A 20577-nucleotide genomic window follows, 5' to 3' on the forward strand; every position below is an offset into this window, starting at 1 on the left:
TCACCCAACTCAATTTACCAAGAAACTTCGCCGCCGTCGTTAAAAAATCTTGCGTTTATATGCTTTTCCGTCCCGTTGGCTAGCTTAACAATAGGCTGGGCACCTTGCGCAGGCGTTTTGGCGCCCTGGAATTGGTTGAGGTCGGTCGCAGTATAGCCAGGCGTGACACTGTTGACACGAATACAGTCAGATTGAAGCTCGTTGGCCAGCATCACCGTAAAAGCATTAAGCGCTGTTTTCGAGGCGCCATAAGCTTGTATTGATCGCGGTTCAGGTTTCGGTCAGATGCGGTCCGTAAGGTGATCGAGCCAACCTCGCTCGATACATTGATGATCTGAGCATCCTCGGACCTTTTTAACAAAGGCAGAAATTCCTGGGTAGTCTGTACCGTTCCGAAAAAGTTGGTATCAAAGATCTGGCGAACATTTTCAATGGAGACGCTGGCGAAGTCTTGTGGCATCCCGCCTGCAATTCCGGCGTTGTTAATCAGCACATCCAGGGCCTTAACGCGCTGCTCCAATTGCTCCCTCGCTTGTTTTACAGACTGGCTGTCTGAGATATTGATGATCAGTAATTCCACATTCAGCCCTTGTTCATTTAATTCGGCAACGGCTTTTTTACCCTTGTCCGCGTCCCGGCTCCCCATAAAAATACGGTGTCCCTGCTGCGCGAGTTGTCTGGCAGTCTCAAAGCCGATGCCCTTGTTCGCACCGGTGATCAAAATATTTTTCATGATAGTCATTTCAAATTAGTAATCCTGTTATCTCCAAAACCCTTTGACGCGTATCTGCCCAAATCCTTCAGCACGCAGATGCTGCCGCAGGCCGCTAACCAGGCGATTCCCACCTGTGATATAGAAGTTGGTATGCTGCTGGCAATAACGCTGTTCTTTTAGCCATAATGCTAGTTGTTCCTGATCGTGAAAGGTAGCGAATTGCACACCGAAATGGTTGCGCATGAATTCCGCCTGTGCCGGGTTGCCCAAGATGACCGCGCCGTCAAAGCGGCTATGCGGCAGGGTCAGCCCGCGCAGGGCAAGCAGATGCGCCAGGCTGCTGCTGTCACCCAATCCAACTACCAGGTCAGTGGGATGCGGAATTTGGCGCGTAAAGTCAACCTTCAGGTATTGCAACTTGTCCTGAACCCTCAGTTGTCTGGCCCAGTTGCTCCCTGCCCCGGCGTGCCCCGTATCGATCAGCAAGGAACAGGTCGATGTGTCAGCATCCCAACCGAACGGTGTATAATCGCGATAGGCGAACTGCCCGACCTTGAATTTGATATATGGCACATCTTGCCATTGTCGCATATCAGCCTCAGGGAAATGCACGTCAACCGCTGTTACGCCTGCATTGGCCCAATGCCGTACATCCAGCACGCTGCCATGGTGCAGCAATCGGTCGCTCAGCAATCGGGCGGCTTTTTTAAAAGGATTGATTGTTGTCGTTTCCATACCACAAAGGAACAACGGCCCTAATTGCCTATCAAGGTAGCCAACAGGGTATTGATTGCACTATTCGCGGTAAGCGCCTCGAAAAGCCAGCGGCGTCTGCCCAACCTGTTCTTTAACAGACGTGAGAAATACGTATGGTCTTCATAGCCCAACTCGAAAGCGATCTCTTTGACCGTGGTATTGGTGTAGTATAATAACCGTTTGGCTTCCAGCATCAACGCTTGAATGATCCAGTAGCTGACAGGCAGGCCTGTCGTATGTTTAAGTGCCTCGTTTAGGTAAGCAGTGGAAACATTCAGTAAGCCGGCATAAGCGGAAGGGCTTTTCAATGTCTTGTACCTTTCGGTCAGCAGTGACTTGAATGACTGGCTCAGTTGTGTTTTACGATTTGAAGAAAGGCCGGTACCAGCTGCGTTTTGGTATAAAACGGCCACCATACCGGTAAAGACCTGTGTAAAGCTGTAAAGGATAGGCCGATAGAACGGTTGTCCGTCCTGCTCCAGATAGTGTCGGTAAAGGAGGCTAAGTACCGCTGAAAAACGCTGCTGTTCGTACGCATTCAGGCCGGCCGGCTGTTGTAGCGCTAGCCGGGCTTCGAATATATGCCGCTGTTCGGCGCTCAGCAAACCGTTATCTATGGCGAGATACCACCCATAAGCCTTTTCGGCCTTGATACGATGATGGACCTGCCCTGGCAAAATGAAATAGATCGCCCCGGGTGTCAGGGGTACGACCTGAAAGTCGATCATCAACTCAGCGTTACCGGATTCAACGAGGAAAAAGATGTAATGATCATCGCGGTGCGCACCCAGCGGCACTTCTTCCTCATAACTATCGCCAGGTTGAAAATGATCGATCTCCACGCCGCAATCGGCGCGATCATACAGTTGGTGCCAGGGAATATCGTTCATCTTCAACTTAATTTATTGCCTGTTGAAAGCCAAACCATGGTAATATAATCATTACCAGCCTATGGATGGGTGCAGACCGCTGCCCCTGATGCGTTCTTCGGTACCTTTTACCGACAACTTTTCACTCCTTCCACAGTACAAATTGCTTCCGGTTCTTGACACACTCACCGTAGCGAAGTTAGCAATTACGGCCTGATCGTCAAGCTGAAGATCGGAACGCCCGATCAGATCAGCAGCAATCGCTTTTTTTAAAGACCTCTGCCACACGCTGGTTCGCAAATAAGTATTCCGGTTTTTTAAAATCTGCCTCATTCAGCCTTTGCTATTACCTCCCGATCCGCCATCCCACTGCTCATTCTCCGCGGTCAGAGGCCCATCATTCACGACAAGCTGTTACAAACATGGTTGATATCCACCTCGCTGATCATCACTTATGGGACGAGTCCGATAGCGTAAGTGGCTGTTTACCCGACACCATCGCGCTTCAGGCCGGTCAAATACGGTGGCTCTTTCCTGCACCAGCACCGGAGGCTGGTGAAAGCCTGGTGAAGACGGCGGACCGCGCTTGCGAACCTTTTTACAAAAGCATTGTTAGGGACAGATGCAACAAGAGAACATGAATCAAGGTGGTAAGAACAAATACAGTGATAGCGAACTAAATGAGTTCAGGCAACTGATCAACGAAAAAATAAAAATGGCACGTGAAGAATTGACGGAGCTGGCCAGCTCGCTCAGCGCGTCCAATTCCAATGGTGACGATGCGGCCATTGCCGGTAAGACACTGGAGGATGGTTCCGCTACCATGGAAAAAGAGCAGACCAACCAACTGGCAGCACGTCAAAAGAAATTCATCGAGCAACTGGAAGCTGCCCTGATGCGCATCGATAACAAAACTTACGGCATCTGCCGCACCACCGGTAAACTGATCCCGAAAGAGCGCCTTCGCGCGGTGCCCCATACCACGCAGACCATGGAAGCCAAATTAAAACAATCCTGATCGTATGAAAAAACTGGTCATTTTCGATCTTGACGGAACACTCGCTGAAAGCAAGGCGGCAATAGACGAGGAGATGGCACGCCTCTTGTCTAACTTGCTCACCGTCGCCCGGGTCGCTATCATTTCGGGTGGAGACTGGCCGCAATTTCAGAAACAGGTTCTGGCATACCTGCCACGTACCGATCTCCAAAAACTTTCGATACTGCCGACCTGCGGAACGAAATATTATCATTATGATCACGGATGGCAGCAACTGTATGCCGAAAACTTTACTGCACAGGAAAAAAAGCTGATCATCGAGCAGTTGACCGATGCTGTAGCAACATCCGGCTTCAAAGCCGAAAAGACCTGGGGCGAGCAGATCGAAGACCGGGACAGCCAGATCACATACTCCGCATTGGGACAATCGGCTCCGATCAAGGAAAAGAGTAAATGGGACCCTGATTTTGAAAAGCGCAAACAGATCAAGAAAAAATTGGATAAGACCCTGAAAGGTTTTGCAGTGAACATGGGCGGTGCAACTTCCATCGATATTACCAAACCGGGCATCGATAAAGCTTACGGCATCAAAAAGCTAAAGAAAACCCTGAACATCAAAATAGATGAAATGATCTTTATCGGCGACGCACTGATGGCAGGTGGTAACGATCACCCTGCCTACAAAACCGGTGTAAGCTGTCTGCAAACGCGCGGCCCCGAAGATACCAAGCGGTTGATCGAAGGCATCATGGTCTGCCTCGGTTTTAAGCCGCCGCAGCACAATTAAGCCATATTTTAAAATGTATCCTAACATCTAAGCGATCCATATGAATACGATCCTGATCATTACCTCCCTGATAGCGATAAGCACAGGCTTTAGCTTCATCAACGCTCGCTGGATAAAGTTGCCGGGCGTGATCGGTGTAATGGTATTGGCCATTTTAGCCGCTCTGGTTACCGTCGCCACCGGTTCGTTGTTCCCCGGATTCAGCCGCTTGATCCTGGGGCTGGCCAACGCGATCGATTTTTCAAAAACTTTGCTCGATATCATGCTGGGATTCCTGTTGTTTGCCAGCGCGCTGCACTTCGATGTTAATAAACTGAAAGAGAATCTCAGAGGGGTGTTATTGATCAGTACCGTGGGTGTTGTCATTTCGACGTTGATCTTTGCGGGAATACTATTTGAGCTGCTGCATTTAACGGGCTTCGGACTGCCATTCATCTATTGCCTGGTCTTTGGCGCTTTGATTTCGCCCACAGATGCCGTCGCGGTCGCCGCTTTAATGACCAAATCGAAAATGCCAGACCGCTTAAAAACGATCATTTCAGGCGAGTCATTGTTCAACGACGGGATCGGAATCGTTCTGTTCGTCAGTTTTTCGGAAGTGGCCAGTATCCCTGATAAAAATTTTTCACTTACAGAAGCCTTAAAGCTTTTTGGCCAGGAAGTTTTCGGCGGCCTGCTCTTAGGGGGCGTACTTGGTTTGCTCGTCTACCGTATGATGCGGGCGATCAGTGACTTTCAAACGATCGTGATGCTCTCGGTGACCCTCGTACTAAGCATTGCTGCTATTGCAGGCTTATTACACGTGTCCGCACCACTTGCCGTGGTCACTGCCGGGCTGATCATTGGCAGCCATTCTTTTAAAAGGAACGAATCGATCGCAGAAGGAGAAAACCTTGAAAAAGTATGGTCACTGGCCGACGAACTACTCAATACCATCCTTTTCGTACTGATCGGGCTTCAACTGGTGAGCATCAACGTCCGCCAGGATTACCTGCTCATTGGCGGTGCTGCGGTGCTGATCCTGTTGATCGCCCGGGCGCTGAGTATCGTACTTCCTGTTGCCTTATTGAGAAGAACACTCGCCCTGCAATACAGCAGTGTGGCTATCCTCACCTGGGGTGGTCTGAGAGGAGGAATATCCGTCGCGCTTGCGCTGTCGTTACCTGATTCGGACTATAAGCCACTCATCCTGACCGCTGGCTTTGTCATCGTTATCTTCTCGATCGTCGTCCAGGGATTGACTTTGAATAAATTTATAAATCTCCTGGTCAAACCAACATGATCCGCAGGGTCCGCTCGAAAGATGATCGTTTATCAAGCGATCGCCAGTCCAGCATATGACCGGATATTTACAATGGAGCACATCGCACTTAGCGTCCTGTTCGACCCGAATCGCAAAACGTACAGATCCAAACTTCGGCCTTGTTTTCCTGTTCCCTATTCATGGCAAGAAACGACAAGGACCTTTCCGGCTTTGTGCGGGTGCGCGGTGCCCGTGAGCATAATCTGAAGAATGTGGACCTGGATATTCCCCGCGACGCCCTGGTCGTCTTCACGGGGATCTCCGGCTCCGGCAAATCCTCTCTAGCATTCGGGACATTATACGCAGAAGCACAAAGACGCTACCTGGAATCGGTATCGCCTTATGCCCGCCGGTTGTTCAACCAGATGGCTATCCCGGAAGTGGATGAGATCGAAGGACTGCCACCTGCGGTCGCCCTGCAGCAGCAGCGGGGCGCGGTCAGTACCCGCTCTTCAGTAGGCAGCGTAACGACCCTGTCCAATTTATTGCGAATGCTTTATTCCCGGGCAGGCGATTACCCACCGGGCCAAGCCATTATTTATGCGGAGTCTTTTTCACCCAACACGCCTGAAGGTGCCTGTACGGAATGCCATGGCCTGGGCCGGGTCTACGAGATCACCGAAAAAACGATGGTGCCGGACGACACCCTGACCATCCGGGAAAAAGCGATTGCCGCCTGGCCATCGGCATGGCAGGGACAGAACCAGCGGGATATCCTGACCACCCTGGGTTACGATATCGATATCCCCTGGAAAGACCTGCCCAGAAAAGACCGGGACTGGATCCTTTTCACCGAAGAACAGCCTGTCGTCCCGGTCTATTCCGGGCATACCCACGACGAAATTCAGCGCTTGATCAAAAACAAGCGCCAGCCAGATTACATGGGCACCTTTACCGGCGCGCGGAGGTACGTCAGGCACACGTTCGCCAATACACAAAGCGCACTCATGAAAAAAAGGGTCGCGCAATACATGATCAGCAGCGAATGCCCCGTATGTCATGGAAAGCGCCTGCGGCAGGAATCCTTGTCAGTCAAGTTCGCCGGCTATGATATCGCTGAACTATCCCGGCTGCCTTTAAATAAACTTGCGACAATATTTAAACCCTATGCCAGCGGCGAGGCCAAAGCCCTACAACAGCTGGAAGAAAAGCACCCGGAGAAGGTCGTGGTTGCCAAACGTATCGCCGAGGACTTTATGGCCCGTGTGCAGGTGATGCTGGACCTGGGCTTAGGTTACCTGACCGTCGAACGAAGTACACCGACCTTATCGCCGGGGGAATTGCAGCGTTTGCGGCTAGCCACGCAGGTGCGCTCGAACCTTTTCGGTGTGGTCTACGTGCTGGACGAGCCATCGGCAGGCCTGCACCCGGCCGATACCGAGGCACTGCTAAGTGCATTGGATAAATTAAAAGCATCCGGTAATTCCTTATTCGTCGTTGAGCACGAGATCGATGTGATCCGGCATGCCGACTGGATCGTGGATGTCGGCCCTGCAGCGGGTGAGAAAGGCGGTCATATTCTCTACAGCGGCCTACCAGAAGGTCTGCGCGATGTAAAGGGATCGCTCACGCGCCGCTATATCTATGACGACAGGCCTAACAGGCACAAAACCACCAACGACCGCAGGAAACCTAAAGCATGGCTTAAACTGGAAGGCGTCAGCAGGAACAACCTAAAGAAGCTTGATGTCGCTTTTCCTTTAGGCGTATTAACCAGCGTAACCGGTGTATCCGGCTCCGGGAAAAGCAGTTTGGTGAGCCAGGTCCTGGTAGAATTGGCGGCTCAGCATTTGGGCTTGCAGCTGGAGATCACCGGCGATAGTGAGGCGGATCCGCTGGAAGACACACCGGTACAAACGCTGGGCGGTCAGATCACCAGTGGTATACAAAACATCAAAAGACTGGTGGTGGTCGATCAGAAGCCGATCGGGCGTACACCGCGGTCCAACCTCGCTACTTACACCGGCCTGTTCGATCATGTCCGTAAGTTGTTTGCTGCCACGGCCATGGCCAAAGCGCGCAAGTTCGATGCCGGCCGCTTTTCGTTCAATGTCGTCAAAGGGCGCTGCCCGCATTGTGAAGGGGAGGGGATGGTCATGGTCGAACTGCTGTTCCTGCCAAGTGTCTACACACCTTGCCCGACCTGCGGCGGCACCCGCTATAACCCAAAGACATTAGAAGTTACCTATAAGGACAAAAATATCGCAGAAGTGCTGGGCCTGACCGTAGATGAGGCGGCCAACTTCTTTGATGAAGAACCGGCGATCAGCCGTGCCCTGCAGGTCGTGCGTGAAGTTGGCCTGGGTTACCTGCGAATGGGGCAGCCCGCAACCGAACTCTCGGGCGGCGAAGCGCAGCGGATCAAACTGGCCACAGAACTGCAGCGCGCCCAGCATGGTCAAACGCTGTATGTCCTTGACGAACCCACCACGGGGCTGCACCCCTCAGATGTGGAGCGCTTATTATTACAGCTGAACCGCCTGGTGGGTGCCGGCAATACGGTCATCCTGGTGGAGCATGACATGGAAGTGATCGCGGCCAGCGACTGGGTGATCGATATCGGGCCTGGCGCAGGCGAAGCCGGCGGCCGGATCGTTGCTGAAGGTGAGCCTTCAGCGATCGTCAAGAGCAATGAAAGCCGTACCGCACCCTACCTGAGTAGGCACTTAGCATGCTAACAATTTACAATGCGCTGAAATGAAATTTAACGGCTTCCGGTAGTTTTGTTTGAAAATAATGAACATGAAACGTCCCGAGGTCTTACCCATAACTGATGATCACCTGCTGCAATTCAGAAAGGAAATCGATAATTGGGTGGTATTCAGTGACCAGGAGTGGGAGATCTTGAACGGTCACGTCAGGCTAATCAAGATCAAAAGAAAAGGCCATTTCGCTAGGGTAGGATCGGTATGTGCACATCTGGGTTTCCTGATATCAGGTTCGGTGCGACTTTTTCATATCAAAGATGGCGTTGAGATCACCGCGTATGTGACCCTTCCCAACGAATTCGTCAGTTCCTATAAAAGTTTTATTCGTCAGGAGCTTGGTCAACTTGGGATCCAGGCATTAGAAGATTCTTTAGTGGCGGTCTTTGACCGGCAGAACTGGGAAAAATTATTGGATCATCCTGTTACCGCACACAAAACTGAACGATTAGGCAGGCTAATCACCGAAAAACTCGTATTCTGTTATGAGGATAGATTAGAGGCTTTCATCACCAAGACTCCCGCCGAACGGTACGAAGCGATGCTCAGTTGCCGGCCGGAAATGACCCAAAATATACCCCAGCGTTATCTCGCCAATTATTTAGGGATCACGCCAACATCCCTGTCGCGCATCCGGAAAAGAATTACCCGGTCCGGTAAGCTTTAGTTGTTTTTCTTGTCTTTTGTATACGATCTTAGGCATGGTGACCTCCTAATTTTGTGAAAACAAATAAGATAAACATCATGCAAAAAGATCAGATAAGAGAGCTACCAGCAGGTAGCGAAGCATTAAATGAAAGATTACAATGGCGCTACGCGACCAAGAAATTCGACGCGGCAAAAAAAGTGACTCAGGATAAGATCGAGCGCATCATCGAGGCTGTAAGGTTAACACCAACCTCCAGCGGGCTGCAACCATTCGAGTTGATCCTCATTACCAATGACGAGATCCGCCAGCGTATCCGGGAGGTAGCCTGGGGCCAGGCCCAAATAACCGACTGTTCGCACTTGCTGGTGTTCGCAGCTTGGGATGATATCACCCCTGAACGGGTTCATATGATGTTCGATCTGACCAACGAGATCAGGGGCTTTAAAAATGAAGGCTGGGAAAACTACAGGCAACAACTTCTCAAGATCGTAGCCAATCGTGGCCAAGAGGGGAACTACCAGGCCGCCGCCCGTCAAGCCTACATCGCCTTAGGCACAGCCCTGATCGCCGCTGCATTCGAAGATGTGGATAGTACACCCATGGAAGGATTCGACCCTAAAGCGGTCGACGAAATCCTGGACTTGGGAAGTAGAAACTTACGGAGCGTCATCTTATTACCTTTAGGTTACCGTGCAGAAGATGGAGACTGGCTGGTCGAACTAAAAAAAGTAAGGCGAAGCCGAAATGATCTGGTAACAGAGATCCATTAAATGACTTAGTTCAGACACCATGCCTCCACATACTTAATATCTAAGAGCCGCCTCATTCTTGCTGATCTGAGGCGGCTTGCTTAAAGGTCGTGATTTGAAAACTATTTGATAGGCAGTTGTTCGGTGACCAAGTCAGGCTCGGGTATGTCAGCAATGTCTTTTGGAAGTATTAAGGGTTTAGTATTGCGGCTTGTAAAAGATTCAATCATCTTCCGCTTTTACTCACCTTCAATTACACGATTATGCTTTCTTTTAAAAATGCAATGACAGAATTTTTTCATCATTGCCAGTACGAAAAAAACCTTTCCGCAAAGACTATCAGATGCTACCAAATTGATTTGGTACAGTTTAGTACTTTTATTGAATCGAAACGTTTTCCCTTAGTAGTCAATGCAATAGATAAGACACATCTGAAAGCTTATCTTAAAAAAATCTCGGAATGGAAACCTAAGACTGTGAAGCGAAAAATTGCAACTTTAAAAGCATTGTTCAACTATCTGGAATTTGAAGATTATATCGTTGCTAATCCGCTACGTAAAGTTAAGATCAAGATCAAAGAGCCTGTCTTGCTTCCTAGGGCCCTGACACTATTAGAATCTGTTGCAATTTTGAAATCTATCTACGCTTCTATTTCAGATAAAAAAAAGTCAACTTACTCCTATCTGGCGGCTTTAAGAAATATAGTGGTTATTGAATTATTATTTGCAACCGGCGCCCGGGTGTCGGAAATCGCGGACTTGCGGCGAAATGCCCTGGATTTAGAATCGGGTAAGTTAATCATCATGGGCAAAGGGGGGAAACAACGGATGATCCAAATATGCAACCAGGATACATTAAATGCACTGAAGGTATATTGCGAGCTGACCGAAAATAAAAGTGTGGTAAGTGGCGACTTTCTGCTTTTTAACCGCTTGGGTAATAAACTTTCCGACCAGTCCATCCGGATTATGGTCGGTAACCTAGCAAATAAGGCCAAAATTGTTAAAAAGGTCACCCCTCATTTCTTCAGGCATACGTTTGCAACATTGCTGTTGGAAAATGATGTAGATATAAAATATATACAATCAATGCTCGGACATAGTTCGATTGTTACCACTCAAATTTATACGCATGTTAATCTCGAAAAGCAAAAACAAATTCTTGCTGAAAAACATCCAAGGATGAACTTCTCGCTGGCGGTGCAATAAGTCAATGTAAGATAACTAATAATTATCGTGCATGCACAGAATTGATCCGAACGAGACCGCTAATAGATATAACTCACTTGAACAGATTATAGATGCTGATGATAAGTGGCATTTAGAGACCGAACGAATTATTGAGTCGTTTGTACATGAATCTGTTAGAAAAATTCCTGGATTTGAACAATTTGCGATACTGAATGCTGGCTCGGCTGGCCATAGCTATGGCCTTAATGAAAATCAGATACTGCATGTAGATATCGCAGACAAGCATATAGCTCATTTGCCAAATGCGCTCGTTGCTAATGTAGAGGCACTTCCTTTATCTGATGCAAGCTATGATTTAGTTCTTTGTGTAGGTAGCGTTCTTAATTATTGTGACCCCATCAGAGTCATAAAGGAATTTTCTAGGGTTTTGAAAAGTCAAGGATATATTGTTTTGGAATTTGAAAATAGCAAGACATTTGAGTTGTTGTTCAAAAGAGGGTACAATCAAAGCGCGGTCTATCATGAAACCTTTTTTGATGCACATGGCGATACCGAAAAGATCTGGTACTTTTCCGGAAGTTATGTTATTCAATTGTTAAAAAGCTATAAGTTCGAAGTAGTGGACTTAAAACGCTTTCACGTTCTATCACCTCTTGTCTTCCGTTTGACCGGCTGGCCCTCCTTCTCAAGCGCTTTTGCAAAACTTGATGGTATTCTTAGAAGAATACCTTTCGTAAAGACGCATTCCTCTAATATAATTGTTCTTGCTAAGGCCTTTTAATGCTAAAGCTTTTCCAAAATCTTCTCCAACGTTTTGGAAAAGACATTGGAGCTATTTTCGAAGAGAAGCGCTACTAAAAATAAAGTAAGTCCGATCGAGCCTGTAAGAATTGTTGTTGTTGTACTGCTATCCCATCCCAGTTTCCGTTTCAGAAAGTCAAATATTAAAGCTACGGCCGCGAATGAGATCCCAAAAAGAAAAATGCCAGTTACGACTTTTAAGAGCGTTCTGCTCTTCCCATTTTCACTAAAGTTTGTGTTAACAGCAAATAGTCCTGTTAGCCCATTTATTTCTATTGTCTTCTTGCGAATGAGTTGCTTCTCCATCTTTTCGATGAGCGCTTTAAGTTCTACGGTATATTTTGCCTTTTCCTGATCGTCAACGAATAAGTTATGCCAGCGTTGATAGTATTTAAAATATATGGCATTAACGATTTGAAAAAATGTTTCTTTCCTTATTTGATTACTTTCATTAGCAGAGTAAACCATCAGAATTGAGCGCATCTCGCTCTCAAAATCATGGATACCAACCCTGGGGACGTAATAATTACATTTGATCACCCCAAAATGAGACATTTTTAATAACCTAATCAATAATTTGGAAGACTCTGGTGGTTCTAGATTTTCTTGATAGCAGGCTACCTCTGCTACTATGTAGTTAAATTCTAGGCGTAGCTTACTAATCAAATTTCTTAGCTCGTCGATAAATTGGTAAAAGGTATTATTTCTGCGGTAGCTCTCATGGATTACTAAATAATCAACAATAATGAGCTTCTCAACTTGGAAATAAGCGAACTCACAAAATCCGATCAACTTATCATTTAGAAAAAGGCCAACTACGTAAAACTTATCATCAAAGTCCTGATTCCAGTGATCAAGGCAATGCATGATTTCCTTTGTATCAGTTCGTAAAGCAGGCTCAGTATAATCAACATATAGCTTAAGCGCATTCAGTAGATCTGGATGTCTTGAATTCTTGAAGCGCTTAAGCTCGTAAACTGACTGCATGATAATTATTAGTTATCCTGTATTGGTTCGCTAATATATCAAATGGTTTGTTAAATAATGATGCGGGCTTTTCAATAGATAATGTTCAGTTATCCTTTCTTGCATTAACCCCGTTAAAATTAAAAAATTAAATACATCCATATCAAACTTTGAAAGTTTAGATAACTAATTCTTATAACTCGAAACTTCCAAATCCTCGAGAGTCATCATATCATTTTTTAGCTTTTGCCTTTTTTACCTCCATGCTAGATTCCGTAGCTAAAACATTCGTCACAAATCTTTTCCCATGATTTTGAGCTACAACAGCAAAAACGAGATATTGGATGATCAGTCCGCCAAAATAGAGCCATTTAATTGGCGACGTCCCTAAAAACAATAGTGGAACTCCAGCATATCACGGATTTTGAGGACACATTAACGGAGGACCTTGGCTTTATAGTGAGCGCTGTTACTCAGCTCTATAAAGTATATGCCAATTACAAGGATAACTTGATTCCTGGCCTGAAGTATATGAATTCTAAAAAGTTTATCCCGTTAGTTGTGACTTTAGAGGATTGGTTTGCGGGGGGACCCGACACAGACGATGTAATTAAAGCTGGTGTTGAAGCAGAGTTGATAAAAAATGGAATTGATAGAGAGTATATGATTGAGTTTCCTTTCAAGACATATTCGATTAATCAGTTGGAGCTTGATCTGCAGCTTATATTCAGTTTGGGGTTTATCGAGTATTTTGAAAGGTTGAAGACCGGAAAAATCTCTGAAGAGGAGCGCCATAAATTTCCATACATTGATTATTTTACTGATGAATTTAATCAAGTTTTTTTAGATCCTATAAAGGAATGACCTCTAAATAATGCGAACCGAATTACTTACAGCAATGTTTCAAATTTCTGGATGGTGTGCTTTAAGGAGTTTGAAATTTAGATGGACGATTTTTACCATAGTCTGTTTATTTACCTAAACATGTAGGATAAACTCAATCGTCATCTCTCATAAAACTTTCGCGCCGTTCTTTTTCCGCGTACTTCTTATAATGATCAATTTGACTCATCACAAAAACTTTATGATTTGCAAATTTGTAAGCACCCCTTTTTATTTCATTCAGATTATCCAACACAATTTGCCAATTAGCGGCACGAAGTTCATTGACATTAACCCTGGCTGGTCCAAAATAGGAAGTTTCTACCCAATCAATCTTTTTAAAAAGCTCCAAGTCATTATTAACGGATAAAAACAGGCTTAAAAACTCTTTTTGGCGATTTCGGAAACCTGTATGCACAATTTCCATAATCAAAACCACTTTTGATGATTGCGCCGAGTATTTTTTAAGCATAGCTTTGAGAAAATTCAACGCCCGTATCTTCATTGCTTCGGTCAACTGCTCAAAAAAGGCATTTAGAATACTGTTGCTAACTGAAATGAGGGCTTTGCTTTCTACCAATATAAAGGCATCCTCCATTAATTTCTCTGCATTTTGTCGCTCCCAAATATGATTCAGATTTGAGTATTCCCGGCTCGTTACATATTGTCGTTCACCAATAACAAAATCGATGTAGGTATTAAGGAATGTCGGCGAATGATCAACCAATATAAATAATGACTTACAATTGAAATCGAAACTGTTTTGCAGGTCATCCTGTAACAAATAAGCTTTTTGAAGAACGTTGATGTCCTTTCGAAAATATTCGAAATAGTTCTCAAATACATGATGTTCAAAAGTCCATCGCAAGCCCAGCTTTTCGATTTTCCCGTTTATGATGCGTAGAGTATTTAAGAAAAAGTCTGGATCTATTTCCAAATATTTATTGAGGGCAGTAACCCTGATATAGAAATTATCTTCATTAGTGGTTTCCAAAAAATCCAGAAACCGTGTCATAGCTTGTTTATTTACTTGTCGGCCCGTCAAAAAATCAAAATAAAGGATCATCCAGGCGGAACGCTTCTTAAAAGGATTCTTATTTAAAAGCTTATAGAAATTGTTGGCCTCTCGCACATTAGCCTGCTCCAAGGCGGCATTGATCAGTCGCCAGGCATAAATTTCTGCGGTGTTTCCCTCTTTAATAATATATTTGATCATCGCCCAGCCAATAACTGGATTTGCTCTAAAATTGGCCTCCAGGATCAGGTCTAAAGGTTCAGTAAAGTCAGAGTGCCTTTTCTGCCAACGCCACTCACGAATAAACAAATAGCGTTTATAGAACAACTTGAACTGAGACAGTGAGGTAAATAACGATGTTGTTCTTAACTCCGATTCTTTAAGTTTTTGGTATTCATCGTAATCTTCGTAATCATATTCGGTCTTATCCTTTAAGTGATCAAACTTAAGCAGTCGAAATTGGCGGTAAGTTTCATTTTTAAATATTGGCTTTAGTGCGTCCAATTCGGGAGTGCTTATTTCCAGCCTGTTAAACCACCAGATAGCCTGTTCAACCAGGTAACAATGAACAAAATTAGCAGGCTTGAATTTTTTAAAAATAGCCAGTAAATAAGGTAGGTCAAAAACAGCTATTGGCTTTTCCCAATCAGGTGAAGTGTACAAATAGTTATCGACAAAAGCTTCCGTCTGTAAAGGGTATTCTTTGAATTTGCTTTTTGCCAAGCTCCAAATTTTTCTTCTGAATGTTTTGATTGGTGCTGATAATGGGATGGTATAATGGTACCAGGATATTGTATTTTTTTTGCGGGAAGCAGTATGTACGCGGTAAACCATTCTTAGAAAGTTCGGCGCAAGCGAATAGAATGCCGCGTTGTACAGTTGATCTTCAAAATTTTCGTAGATCAGGCTGAAAAGTTTTTGCTGGCGGCTAAATCTCGTGTAATGGTCATCGTGGCTAAAAACAAATTTTTCCTGCAAAGACTTTATAAACGTCGTAAAATGCTTTGGTTTTTTTCTTACAAATTCAAAACTCAATTCAAGTGCTGTATCTGTTTGAGGTAAATTGTAGGGGAAAAAGTTGTCCAAAAGATCAAGATAGGGAGCAGGCATTCTCGTAATCTTTTCTTTTTGATCCTCATCGTAAACAAAATCAGGGTCGACCCTTGGCAACGCCTCAATCTGCTCCCAGAGATATGCAAAGACATTTTCAAAACGATAGAACCAAAAAGTTTGCAGGAATTTCAATGCTACTTCCGGATCTGATTGATTCTCTTCCCAAAAATCGTTTAGCGAAGGCGTTATCTTTTCTAAGACTCGCTCATAACCGAAAGTGTTGTTCGCGGGTAATATTGAATCCTTAACCCTGTTCGTGTAATTCCTGAAATAACGTTTAAGGATATGACCAAAATCGAGGATGTTGTCTTTGAAAAAGACTTTGTAAAAAAAGAATGTGGACAGAACCTGATCGCTGACCTTTACAATCGTAAAATCAACTGACGTTTCAACTAATTCCAAACGTTCCAGGTGATCAACCGCTTCCTTGAATTGATGCCCCTCAAAATTGGCGGTCGTCATCAAATCATTCATCAACGCAGAATTCGTCAGATCGATGGCATTAAAAAATGAAATGAGTCCCATTGCTTTCATCAGGACTTTATTATCAAAAAGGCTATGATCCGGAATAGCATTCTGAAAGTACTGATCGTAAATTTCTGAAGCATCATGAAGTTTCATAAGGTTCTGACTTTCATTAGCCACTTTAGCAGCCATGATAGCCAACCTTGGATTACCTTCGGCAATTTCTAGTATGCGGTTTATATATTTTGGCGACTGGATGTTGATATCAGGGCTTTTAAGAATTTCCGTCAACTTTTCATCTGTTAGCTTAGGAATATCCACGGTCACTGGCTGAAATTCTCTGCAGGTGTGATAAATTTCGTCGAACGCATAGTCCCTGACAGTAATGATTACCCTTATTTTGCCAGCTCTTTGTTCATTTAACATTGGCAGCAGGCTCCTCAAGTTTCCGGCCTGGCGATTTGCGTCATCAATAAATAGGAGAAAATCGTCATCCCCTTTCAAATATGTGCGTAGGTCATCAAATATTGGCGCATTTTTGTTAGAGATACAGAATATTTGAGTTTTCGGATTTTCCTTCTGATAAGCTTGCAAAAACGCTACGGCAAGTTTAGACTTACCGGTACCTGGCGGACCTTTTAAAATAAATATTTTATTTCTTTGGACAGCCTCCGTTAGCTGATCGAATTCATTTTGTCGCCCTATAAACTGGTTGCTCAAGACCGTTGCAAATCCTGATGCCTCGTATTCCTGTATAAATTGATTTACCGGAATAACCTGAGCTGTATCAATATTTATCCCCAAAAACATCTTAGCTGCATAAGCAGCCCTGCCCATAAGTAATAAAGCGATCTGATCGATACCCTTTAATTCAAGGGAAACCCCGACTTCATTACAGATAGAAGTTAGTTCCGCATCTTCAGCAGGTGTTAAGGTACTGTTGTGACAATAAATTATCTTAATAATCTTGGCTACCGGAATTCCGGTTTTAGTTTCATCCAGGCATTTGGTTAAATCATTTCGAACTTTAGCTAGGAAAGAAGAAGGGCTGTCTTTTTTCGATTTTGTTGTGTATTCAATGAATCCGTATCTGCCGTTAGGGTAGGTAAAATAGGCGTCCGGAGTACCTTTTATAGTTTTTTGCTTGCCTTTCTGGCTGCCAGTTCTGCTTATATTTTCAGCGTTCCTTTCAATTACAAAAAGAATGGCGTCGCAAACATTTTGGAAAACCGCGTCGTTGACCGCTAATAACTCACTTTCAATTTCTTGTAACTTACTCATAGATTTCAATTAAACCGAGATTAACGGAGTGTTATAAGGCGGTTATAAAATCACGCCACATCAAAATTAATTATTTCCGAGTTTACAAATGTTTGAGATAATTAGATTAGATGGTATCATTTGTCTGATTATTGAATCGGGAGATCCATTATCTAAAATCTGAAGCGAGGAATGTAGAAGTGTTGTATATTGCGATGTCACATCCTAAACTTTCGATGAAAGCACAACTGCTATTTGTATACATACATAAATACAGAACTATCTGCGAACAAGGTTTCAATCTAAGTTCGAATTATCAATTCCAATTCACGGCAAATTTTCAGAACAAAGAATATGGAGCCCCCATACTTAGTGTCACCACAAACGATCAGAATATTGCTGGTTTGTTTAATGGTACGTTTACTGACGTCAAAGCTGTTTTAGGCGAAAACGGGGCTGGTAAGAGTACGCTAATTCAATATCTGACTTTTCAAAGCAGTCAGCACCCGGATTATATGGAATATCCTAAAAATGAATTCAGGGATATTGCAGTTTATTCATTAGAAGACCCTTTATACCCATTTCAAATTGTTGCCGGTCGCGATTGGAAGCCAAACGAGAATTTGACTTTACAAGGTTTTGACAACGGAAAAACCCCGATGATTCATGAATGTCAAGAATTAACATGGGATGATTTTTATCATTTTCCTTTCGAAGTGATATACTATTCAAATGTTTTTGATAACAAACCTGAATATAATTATAATGGGTTAAAAAATATTAGCACCAATTTTCTCATCAGGCAAGATTTAAAAGATTTTTTAAATCGAATAGAAGGAAACGCTAAGGTAAATGTACCAGAATCTGTCGCACATGCCTTTCAAGAGGATGGCCGAAGACTTTCGTTTGCGTTACGCTTTAAAAACTTGCTTCCATTTAAGTTACCCGAATATATAAATGTCTTTTACAACAGGACGTCAAGGGCTGACTTAAAGGACAAATTGGCGGTATTTAAATCGCAACGTTCTAAGATAGGTAAAGCAACTTTCCAGCTAATTAAATCTTGGTTAGAAAAAACTGAGACTCAAGAAAACATACAGGTAAGCTTTCGTGCGCAGTTCCAACTGAACTATTTTGAATATTTTATTCTAAATTATTTATTAAGCGAAAGTGATACAACCAGGCAATATCATAAGCAATATCCAGCTTACAGGATTAAAATTTTTGAAAAGCTATACAACCTGTTTGATGTTGAAAAGGGAATAAATAATTTTAATAGCCTTATTGATTTTGCACATTTAGAAGAAGTGCAAATTAATAATAAACGAGGTATCGGACTTGGCGATACATCTTTGTCCAGACCTCTTAGCCTTTTCAGTGACTTCGATCGGATGCTGAGCGATGTTTTTGAGAGTAGCACTGATTTTTCCTCAGGGTTTAGACTTAAGATTGACGATAGGGCTTTGGATATCCACGATCATTATAAATTAACGCTCTACGCAACCAACTATCTGAACTTTAACTTCCCAGGTATGAGTTCCGGCGAGTTTGGATTTTTGACGTTGTTTTCAAGATTTTATTATCTTATTGACCATCGTAATTTTGCAGGGTCTAAGCTTCAAAAAAAGAATCTATTGATTTTTATAGATGAAGGTGAACTGTACTTTCATCCCAAATGGCAAGTTAAATTTCTGGATTATATTAACACAATATTTCCAATCATATTTTGCGAGGATTATAAAGTTCAGCTTGTACTTACAAGTCATTCACCATTTATTGCCAGTGATCTTCCATCCGGAAACCTTTTGTTTTTGAAAAAGGGAATAGAAGGTCAGCTTTTACCATTTAATCGTGAACCGGCAGAAGGTAATTGTGTCGTCGCTGATGCACCAGAGTACACGTTTGGCGCTAATGTGCATGAGTTGCTTGCGGATTCTTTCTTCCTGGAAGGTGCACATATTGGGCAAATTGCAAAAAGAATCATTTATAACTTGGTTGACTTCTTTGAAAGTAAAGAGAATATTCAACAATATAATCAGGAACAAGTCCTTAGTATAATTTCCCAAATCGGTGAGCCATGGGTGCAAAGTCGCTTATTTGAACAGTATAACGAGTATTACGAAATAAATCCTGAATTATGATAGACTTGAAGTTTCTTCCTTTAAATAAACTTGCAAATGAGCATTACAATGAACTTAACCAGTTAACATTCGCAAAATTATTGGCAGTTGAAGATTATTTTTCAGAATTGAATCGCTTGTCGAGTCAAAGGAGATTTCCTAAAAGTAAAGTTGCGTTGGCCGTTAACAAGTTCAGCAAAAAAAGCACTCAAAAACTTCTTCTGCCAAACAAAACACAATTTCACACTGTCGGACTTTATCAGGATTGTCTGAATATCATAAATATATTAAAATCAAATTTCGACATAACTCTGAAAGGAACTCCGCAAGATATAGATAACCTTGTAAATACGATTAAATCAGAATTCCTGCGCCACGGAACTGTTAAAAAGAAGCAATTTACTTATGACAGCTACTTTAATCACTTTCTTGAAGGCTTAAAATATGTATGGGATTATGGTGACTTTACTCAAAAACAGCCCAATTTATTTAGGTATAACGCTTATCAATTAGCGAAGAAATTATCCGTTAATACCTGTCCATATTGTAATCGGTCATTTACATTCACAATTAATATTGACAACCCAATCGGCAAAAAAATAAAAGTCGATGAAATTGCCCGGCCTGAATTCGATCATTTTTATTCTAAAGCAAGATACCCATTTTTAGGTATTAGCTTTTATAACCTTGTTCCGAGCTGCAGTCTTTGTAATCAGACCTTTAAGGGTGATAAGGAAATGACCATAAACACGCATTGCCATCCTTATGTCGAAGGCTATGAGCAAGTATTTAATTTCACCACTGGAGTAACCGTTAAAGCGTTTTTGTCGCAAAGACGGCCCAACGTCCCAATTATTTTCAAACAAAACCCAAAGGCAGATGCCTCTCATGTTTCAAGAGCACAGGCAACTCAATCGCTTTTTTGTATAGGGCAGATTTATCCTTATCATTCAGATATCGCCGAAGAATTATTTAGGCGATCAACCGAGGATTCTAAACGCCTCATTGAAAGTTATTGGAATCAAAAAAGTCCAAACGGCAAATATCTTTTTCCCACCAAAGATGATTTATACAGACATTTTGTTGGTAATTATTATTCAACAAAGGACTTTATCAAAAGGCCTCTATCAAAGTTTTATTATGACATACTCAAGGAAACCAGAATTATCTCCTACATCAGGAGTCTGCCTGATCGGCCCTTGCCATCAGTTTCTATACCTATAAACAAATAATTA

18 protein-coding genes are annotated in these 20577 nt (G+C 43.5%); 11 read left to right on the top strand and 7 right to left on the bottom strand.

All coding sequences use genetic code 11. The features are described 5' to 3' along the window. Window positions 1-14: 14 nt before the first annotated feature. Genes INP83_RS21365 through INP83_RS11405 form a run of 5 tightly spaced genes read right to left on the bottom strand, consistent with a single transcriptional unit; the run spans window position 15 to window position 2673 of the window. Window positions 15-212, bottom strand: a complete 198-nt coding sequence (locus INP83_RS21365; RefSeq protein ID WP_370630564.1) for a hypothetical protein — start codon at window positions 210-212, stop codon at window positions 15-17. Next, complete coding sequence (locus tag INP83_RS11390) at window positions 212-733, bottom strand: SDR family NAD(P)-dependent oxidoreductase (RefSeq protein WP_219124057.1); 522 nt, start codon at window positions 731-733, stop codon at window positions 212-214. Before INP83_RS11390 ends, INP83_RS21365 begins: the two co-directional genes overlap by 1 nt. A gap of 27 nt (window positions 734-760) precedes the next feature. Next, window positions 761-1450, bottom strand: a complete 690-nt coding sequence (locus tag INP83_RS11395; protein WP_219124059.1) for a hypothetical protein — start codon at window positions 1448-1450, stop codon at window positions 761-763. A 20-nt stretch (window positions 1451-1470) separates the two neighbouring features. After that, window positions 1471-2361, bottom strand: a complete 891-nt coding sequence (locus INP83_RS11400) for an AraC family transcriptional regulator (protein WP_219124060.1) — start codon at window positions 2359-2361, stop codon at window positions 1471-1473. 51 nt (window positions 2362-2412) lie between these two features. Continuing rightward, on the bottom strand, window positions 2413-2673 hold the full coding sequence (locus INP83_RS11405) for a hypothetical protein (protein WP_219124062.1): 261 nt from the start codon (window positions 2671-2673) through the stop codon (window positions 2413-2415). Window positions 2674-2962: 289 nt separating this feature from the next. On the opposite strand from INP83_RS11405, the gene INP83_RS11410 reads away from it, so the two are divergent. The 8 genes from INP83_RS11410 (at window position 2963) to INP83_RS11445 (ending at window position 11501) form a co-directional block, all read left to right on the top strand. Next, window positions 2963-3358 carry a TraR/DksA C4-type zinc finger protein gene (locus INP83_RS11410; protein WP_255563130.1) on the top strand — a complete coding sequence of 132 codons (396 nt, stop codon included), beginning with the start codon at window positions 2963-2965 and terminating at the stop codon, window positions 3356-3358. Between the two features lie 4 nt (window positions 3359-3362). Beyond that, entirely contained in the window at window positions 3363-4124 is a 762-nt protein-coding gene (locus INP83_RS11415; RefSeq protein WP_219124063.1) for an HAD-IIB family hydrolase, read from the top strand. Window positions 4125-4164: 40 nt separating this feature from the next. After that, window positions 4165-5406, top strand: coding sequence for a sodium:proton antiporter (locus tag INP83_RS11420; protein WP_219124065.1), 1242 nt, complete (start codon window positions 4165-4167; stop codon window positions 5404-5406). A 161-nt stretch (window positions 5407-5567) separates the two neighbouring features. Further along, a complete protein-coding gene (gene uvrA, locus INP83_RS11425; protein WP_219124067.1) occupies window positions 5568-8105 on the top strand; it encodes an excinuclease ABC subunit UvrA in 2538 nt (845 codons plus the stop codon). A 64-nt stretch (window positions 8106-8169) separates the two neighbouring features. Next, window positions 8170-8799 carry a Crp/Fnr family transcriptional regulator gene (locus INP83_RS11430; protein ID WP_219124069.1) on the top strand — a complete coding sequence of 210 codons (630 nt, stop codon included), beginning with the start codon at window positions 8170-8172 and terminating at the stop codon, window positions 8797-8799. Between the two features lie 77 nt (window positions 8800-8876). Continuing rightward, the gene (locus INP83_RS11435) at window positions 8877-9551 is read left to right on the top strand and encodes an NAD(P)H-dependent oxidoreductase (protein WP_219124071.1); all 675 of its coding nucleotides are present in this window, start codon (window positions 8877-8879) and stop codon (window positions 9549-9551) included. A gap of 242 nt (window positions 9552-9793) precedes the next feature. Continuing rightward, window positions 9794-10738: a tyrosine-type recombinase/integrase gene (locus tag INP83_RS11440; RefSeq protein WP_219124073.1), complete on the top strand. Its 945-nt coding sequence runs from the start codon at window positions 9794-9796 to the stop codon at window positions 10736-10738. 31 nt (window positions 10739-10769) lie between these two features. Beyond that, window positions 10770-11501, top strand: a complete 732-nt coding sequence (locus INP83_RS11445) for a methyltransferase domain-containing protein (protein ID WP_219124074.1) — start codon at window positions 10770-10772, stop codon at window positions 11499-11501. 2 nt (window positions 11502-11503) lie between these two features. Here INP83_RS11445 and INP83_RS11450 read toward each other — a convergent pair whose 3' ends face one another. Continuing rightward, complete coding sequence (locus tag INP83_RS11450; RefSeq protein WP_219124076.1) at window positions 11504-12508, bottom strand: hypothetical protein; 1005 nt, start codon at window positions 12506-12508, stop codon at window positions 11504-11506. Between the two features lie 378 nt (window positions 12509-12886). Here INP83_RS11450 and INP83_RS11455 point away from each other — a divergent pair, with 378 nt between their 5' ends. Beyond that, on the top strand, window positions 12887-13351 hold the full coding sequence (locus INP83_RS11455) for a hypothetical protein (RefSeq protein WP_219124077.1): 465 nt from the start codon (window positions 12887-12889) through the stop codon (window positions 13349-13351). 133 nt (window positions 13352-13484) lie between these two features. On the opposite strand, the gene INP83_RS11460 is transcribed toward INP83_RS11455, so the two are convergent. Beyond that, on the bottom strand, window positions 13485-17243 hold the full coding sequence (locus INP83_RS11460; RefSeq protein WP_219124079.1) for a hypothetical protein: 3759 nt from the start codon (window positions 17241-17243) through the stop codon (window positions 13485-13487). A gap of 215 nt (window positions 17244-17458) precedes the next feature. On the opposite strand from INP83_RS11460, the gene INP83_RS11465 reads away from it, so the two are divergent. Continuing rightward, window positions 17459-19363: an AAA family ATPase gene (locus INP83_RS11465; protein WP_219124081.1), complete on the top strand. Its 1905-nt coding sequence runs from the start codon at window positions 17459-17461 to the stop codon at window positions 19361-19363. Then, window positions 19360-20574 carry a hypothetical protein gene (locus INP83_RS11470; protein WP_219124083.1) on the top strand — a complete coding sequence of 405 codons (1215 nt, stop codon included), beginning with the start codon at window positions 19360-19362 and terminating at the stop codon, window positions 20572-20574. The genes INP83_RS11465 and INP83_RS11470 overlap by 4 nt, the downstream gene beginning before the upstream one ends. Window positions 20575-20577: the final 3 nt, after the last annotated feature.

The organism is Mucilaginibacter sp. 21P (genome assembly GCF_019331605.1).
Classification (GTDB): domain Bacteria; phylum Bacteroidota; class Bacteroidia; order Sphingobacteriales; family Sphingobacteriaceae; genus Mucilaginibacter; species Mucilaginibacter achroorhodeus.

What these genes read in the sequence shown, in the direction of transcription:
- INP83_RS21365 (WP_370630564.1), bottom strand. Translation starts at nt 212, where the DNA reads ATGCTGGCCAACGAGCTTCAATCTGACTGTATTCGTGTCAACAGTGTC.
- INP83_RS11390 (WP_219124057.1), bottom strand. Translation starts at nt 733, where the DNA reads ATGAAAAATATTTTGATCACCGGTGCGAACAAGGGCATCGGCTTTGAG.
- INP83_RS11395 (WP_219124059.1), bottom strand. Translation starts at nt 1,450, where the DNA reads ATGGAAACGACAACAATCAATCCTTTTAAAAAAGCCGCCCGATTGCTG.
- INP83_RS11400 (WP_219124060.1), bottom strand. Translation starts at nt 2,361, where the DNA reads ATGAACGATATTCCCTGGCACCAACTGTATGATCGCGCCGATTGCGGC.
- INP83_RS11405 (WP_219124062.1), bottom strand. Translation starts at nt 2,673, where the DNA reads ATGAGGCAGATTTTAAAAAACCGGAATACTTATTTGCGAACCAGCGTG.
- INP83_RS11410 (WP_255563130.1), top strand. Translation starts at nt 2,963, where the DNA reads ATGCAACAAGAGAACATGAATCAAGGTGGTAAGAACAAATACAGTGAT.
- INP83_RS11415 (WP_219124063.1), top strand. Translation starts at nt 3,363, where the DNA reads ATGAAAAAACTGGTCATTTTCGATCTTGACGGAACACTCGCTGAAAGC.
- INP83_RS11420 (WP_219124065.1), top strand. Translation starts at nt 4,165, where the DNA reads ATGAATACGATCCTGATCATTACCTCCCTGATAGCGATAAGCACAGGC.
- uvrA (WP_219124067.1), top strand. Translation starts at nt 5,568, where the DNA reads ATGGCAAGAAACGACAAGGACCTTTCCGGCTTTGTGCGGGTGCGCGGT.
- INP83_RS11430 (WP_219124069.1), top strand. Translation starts at nt 8,170, where the DNA reads ATGAAACGTCCCGAGGTCTTACCCATAACTGATGATCACCTGCTGCAA.
- INP83_RS11435 (WP_219124071.1), top strand. Translation starts at nt 8,877, where the DNA reads ATGCAAAAAGATCAGATAAGAGAGCTACCAGCAGGTAGCGAAGCATTA.
- INP83_RS11440 (WP_219124073.1), top strand. Translation starts at nt 9,794, where the DNA reads ATGCTTTCTTTTAAAAATGCAATGACAGAATTTTTTCATCATTGCCAG.
- INP83_RS11445 (WP_219124074.1), top strand. Translation starts at nt 10,770, where the DNA reads ATGCACAGAATTGATCCGAACGAGACCGCTAATAGATATAACTCACTT.
- INP83_RS11450 (WP_219124076.1), bottom strand. Translation starts at nt 12,508, where the DNA reads ATGCAGTCAGTTTACGAGCTTAAGCGCTTCAAGAATTCAAGACATCCA.
- INP83_RS11460 (WP_219124079.1), bottom strand. Translation starts at nt 17,243, where the DNA reads ATGAGTAAGTTACAAGAAATTGAAAGTGAGTTATTAGCGGTCAACGAC.
- INP83_RS11465 (WP_219124081.1), top strand. Translation starts at nt 17,459, where the DNA reads ATGAAAGCACAACTGCTATTTGTATACATACATAAATACAGAACTATC.
- INP83_RS11470 (WP_219124083.1), top strand. Translation starts at nt 19,360, where the DNA reads ATGATAGACTTGAAGTTTCTTCCTTTAAATAAACTTGCAAATGAGCAT.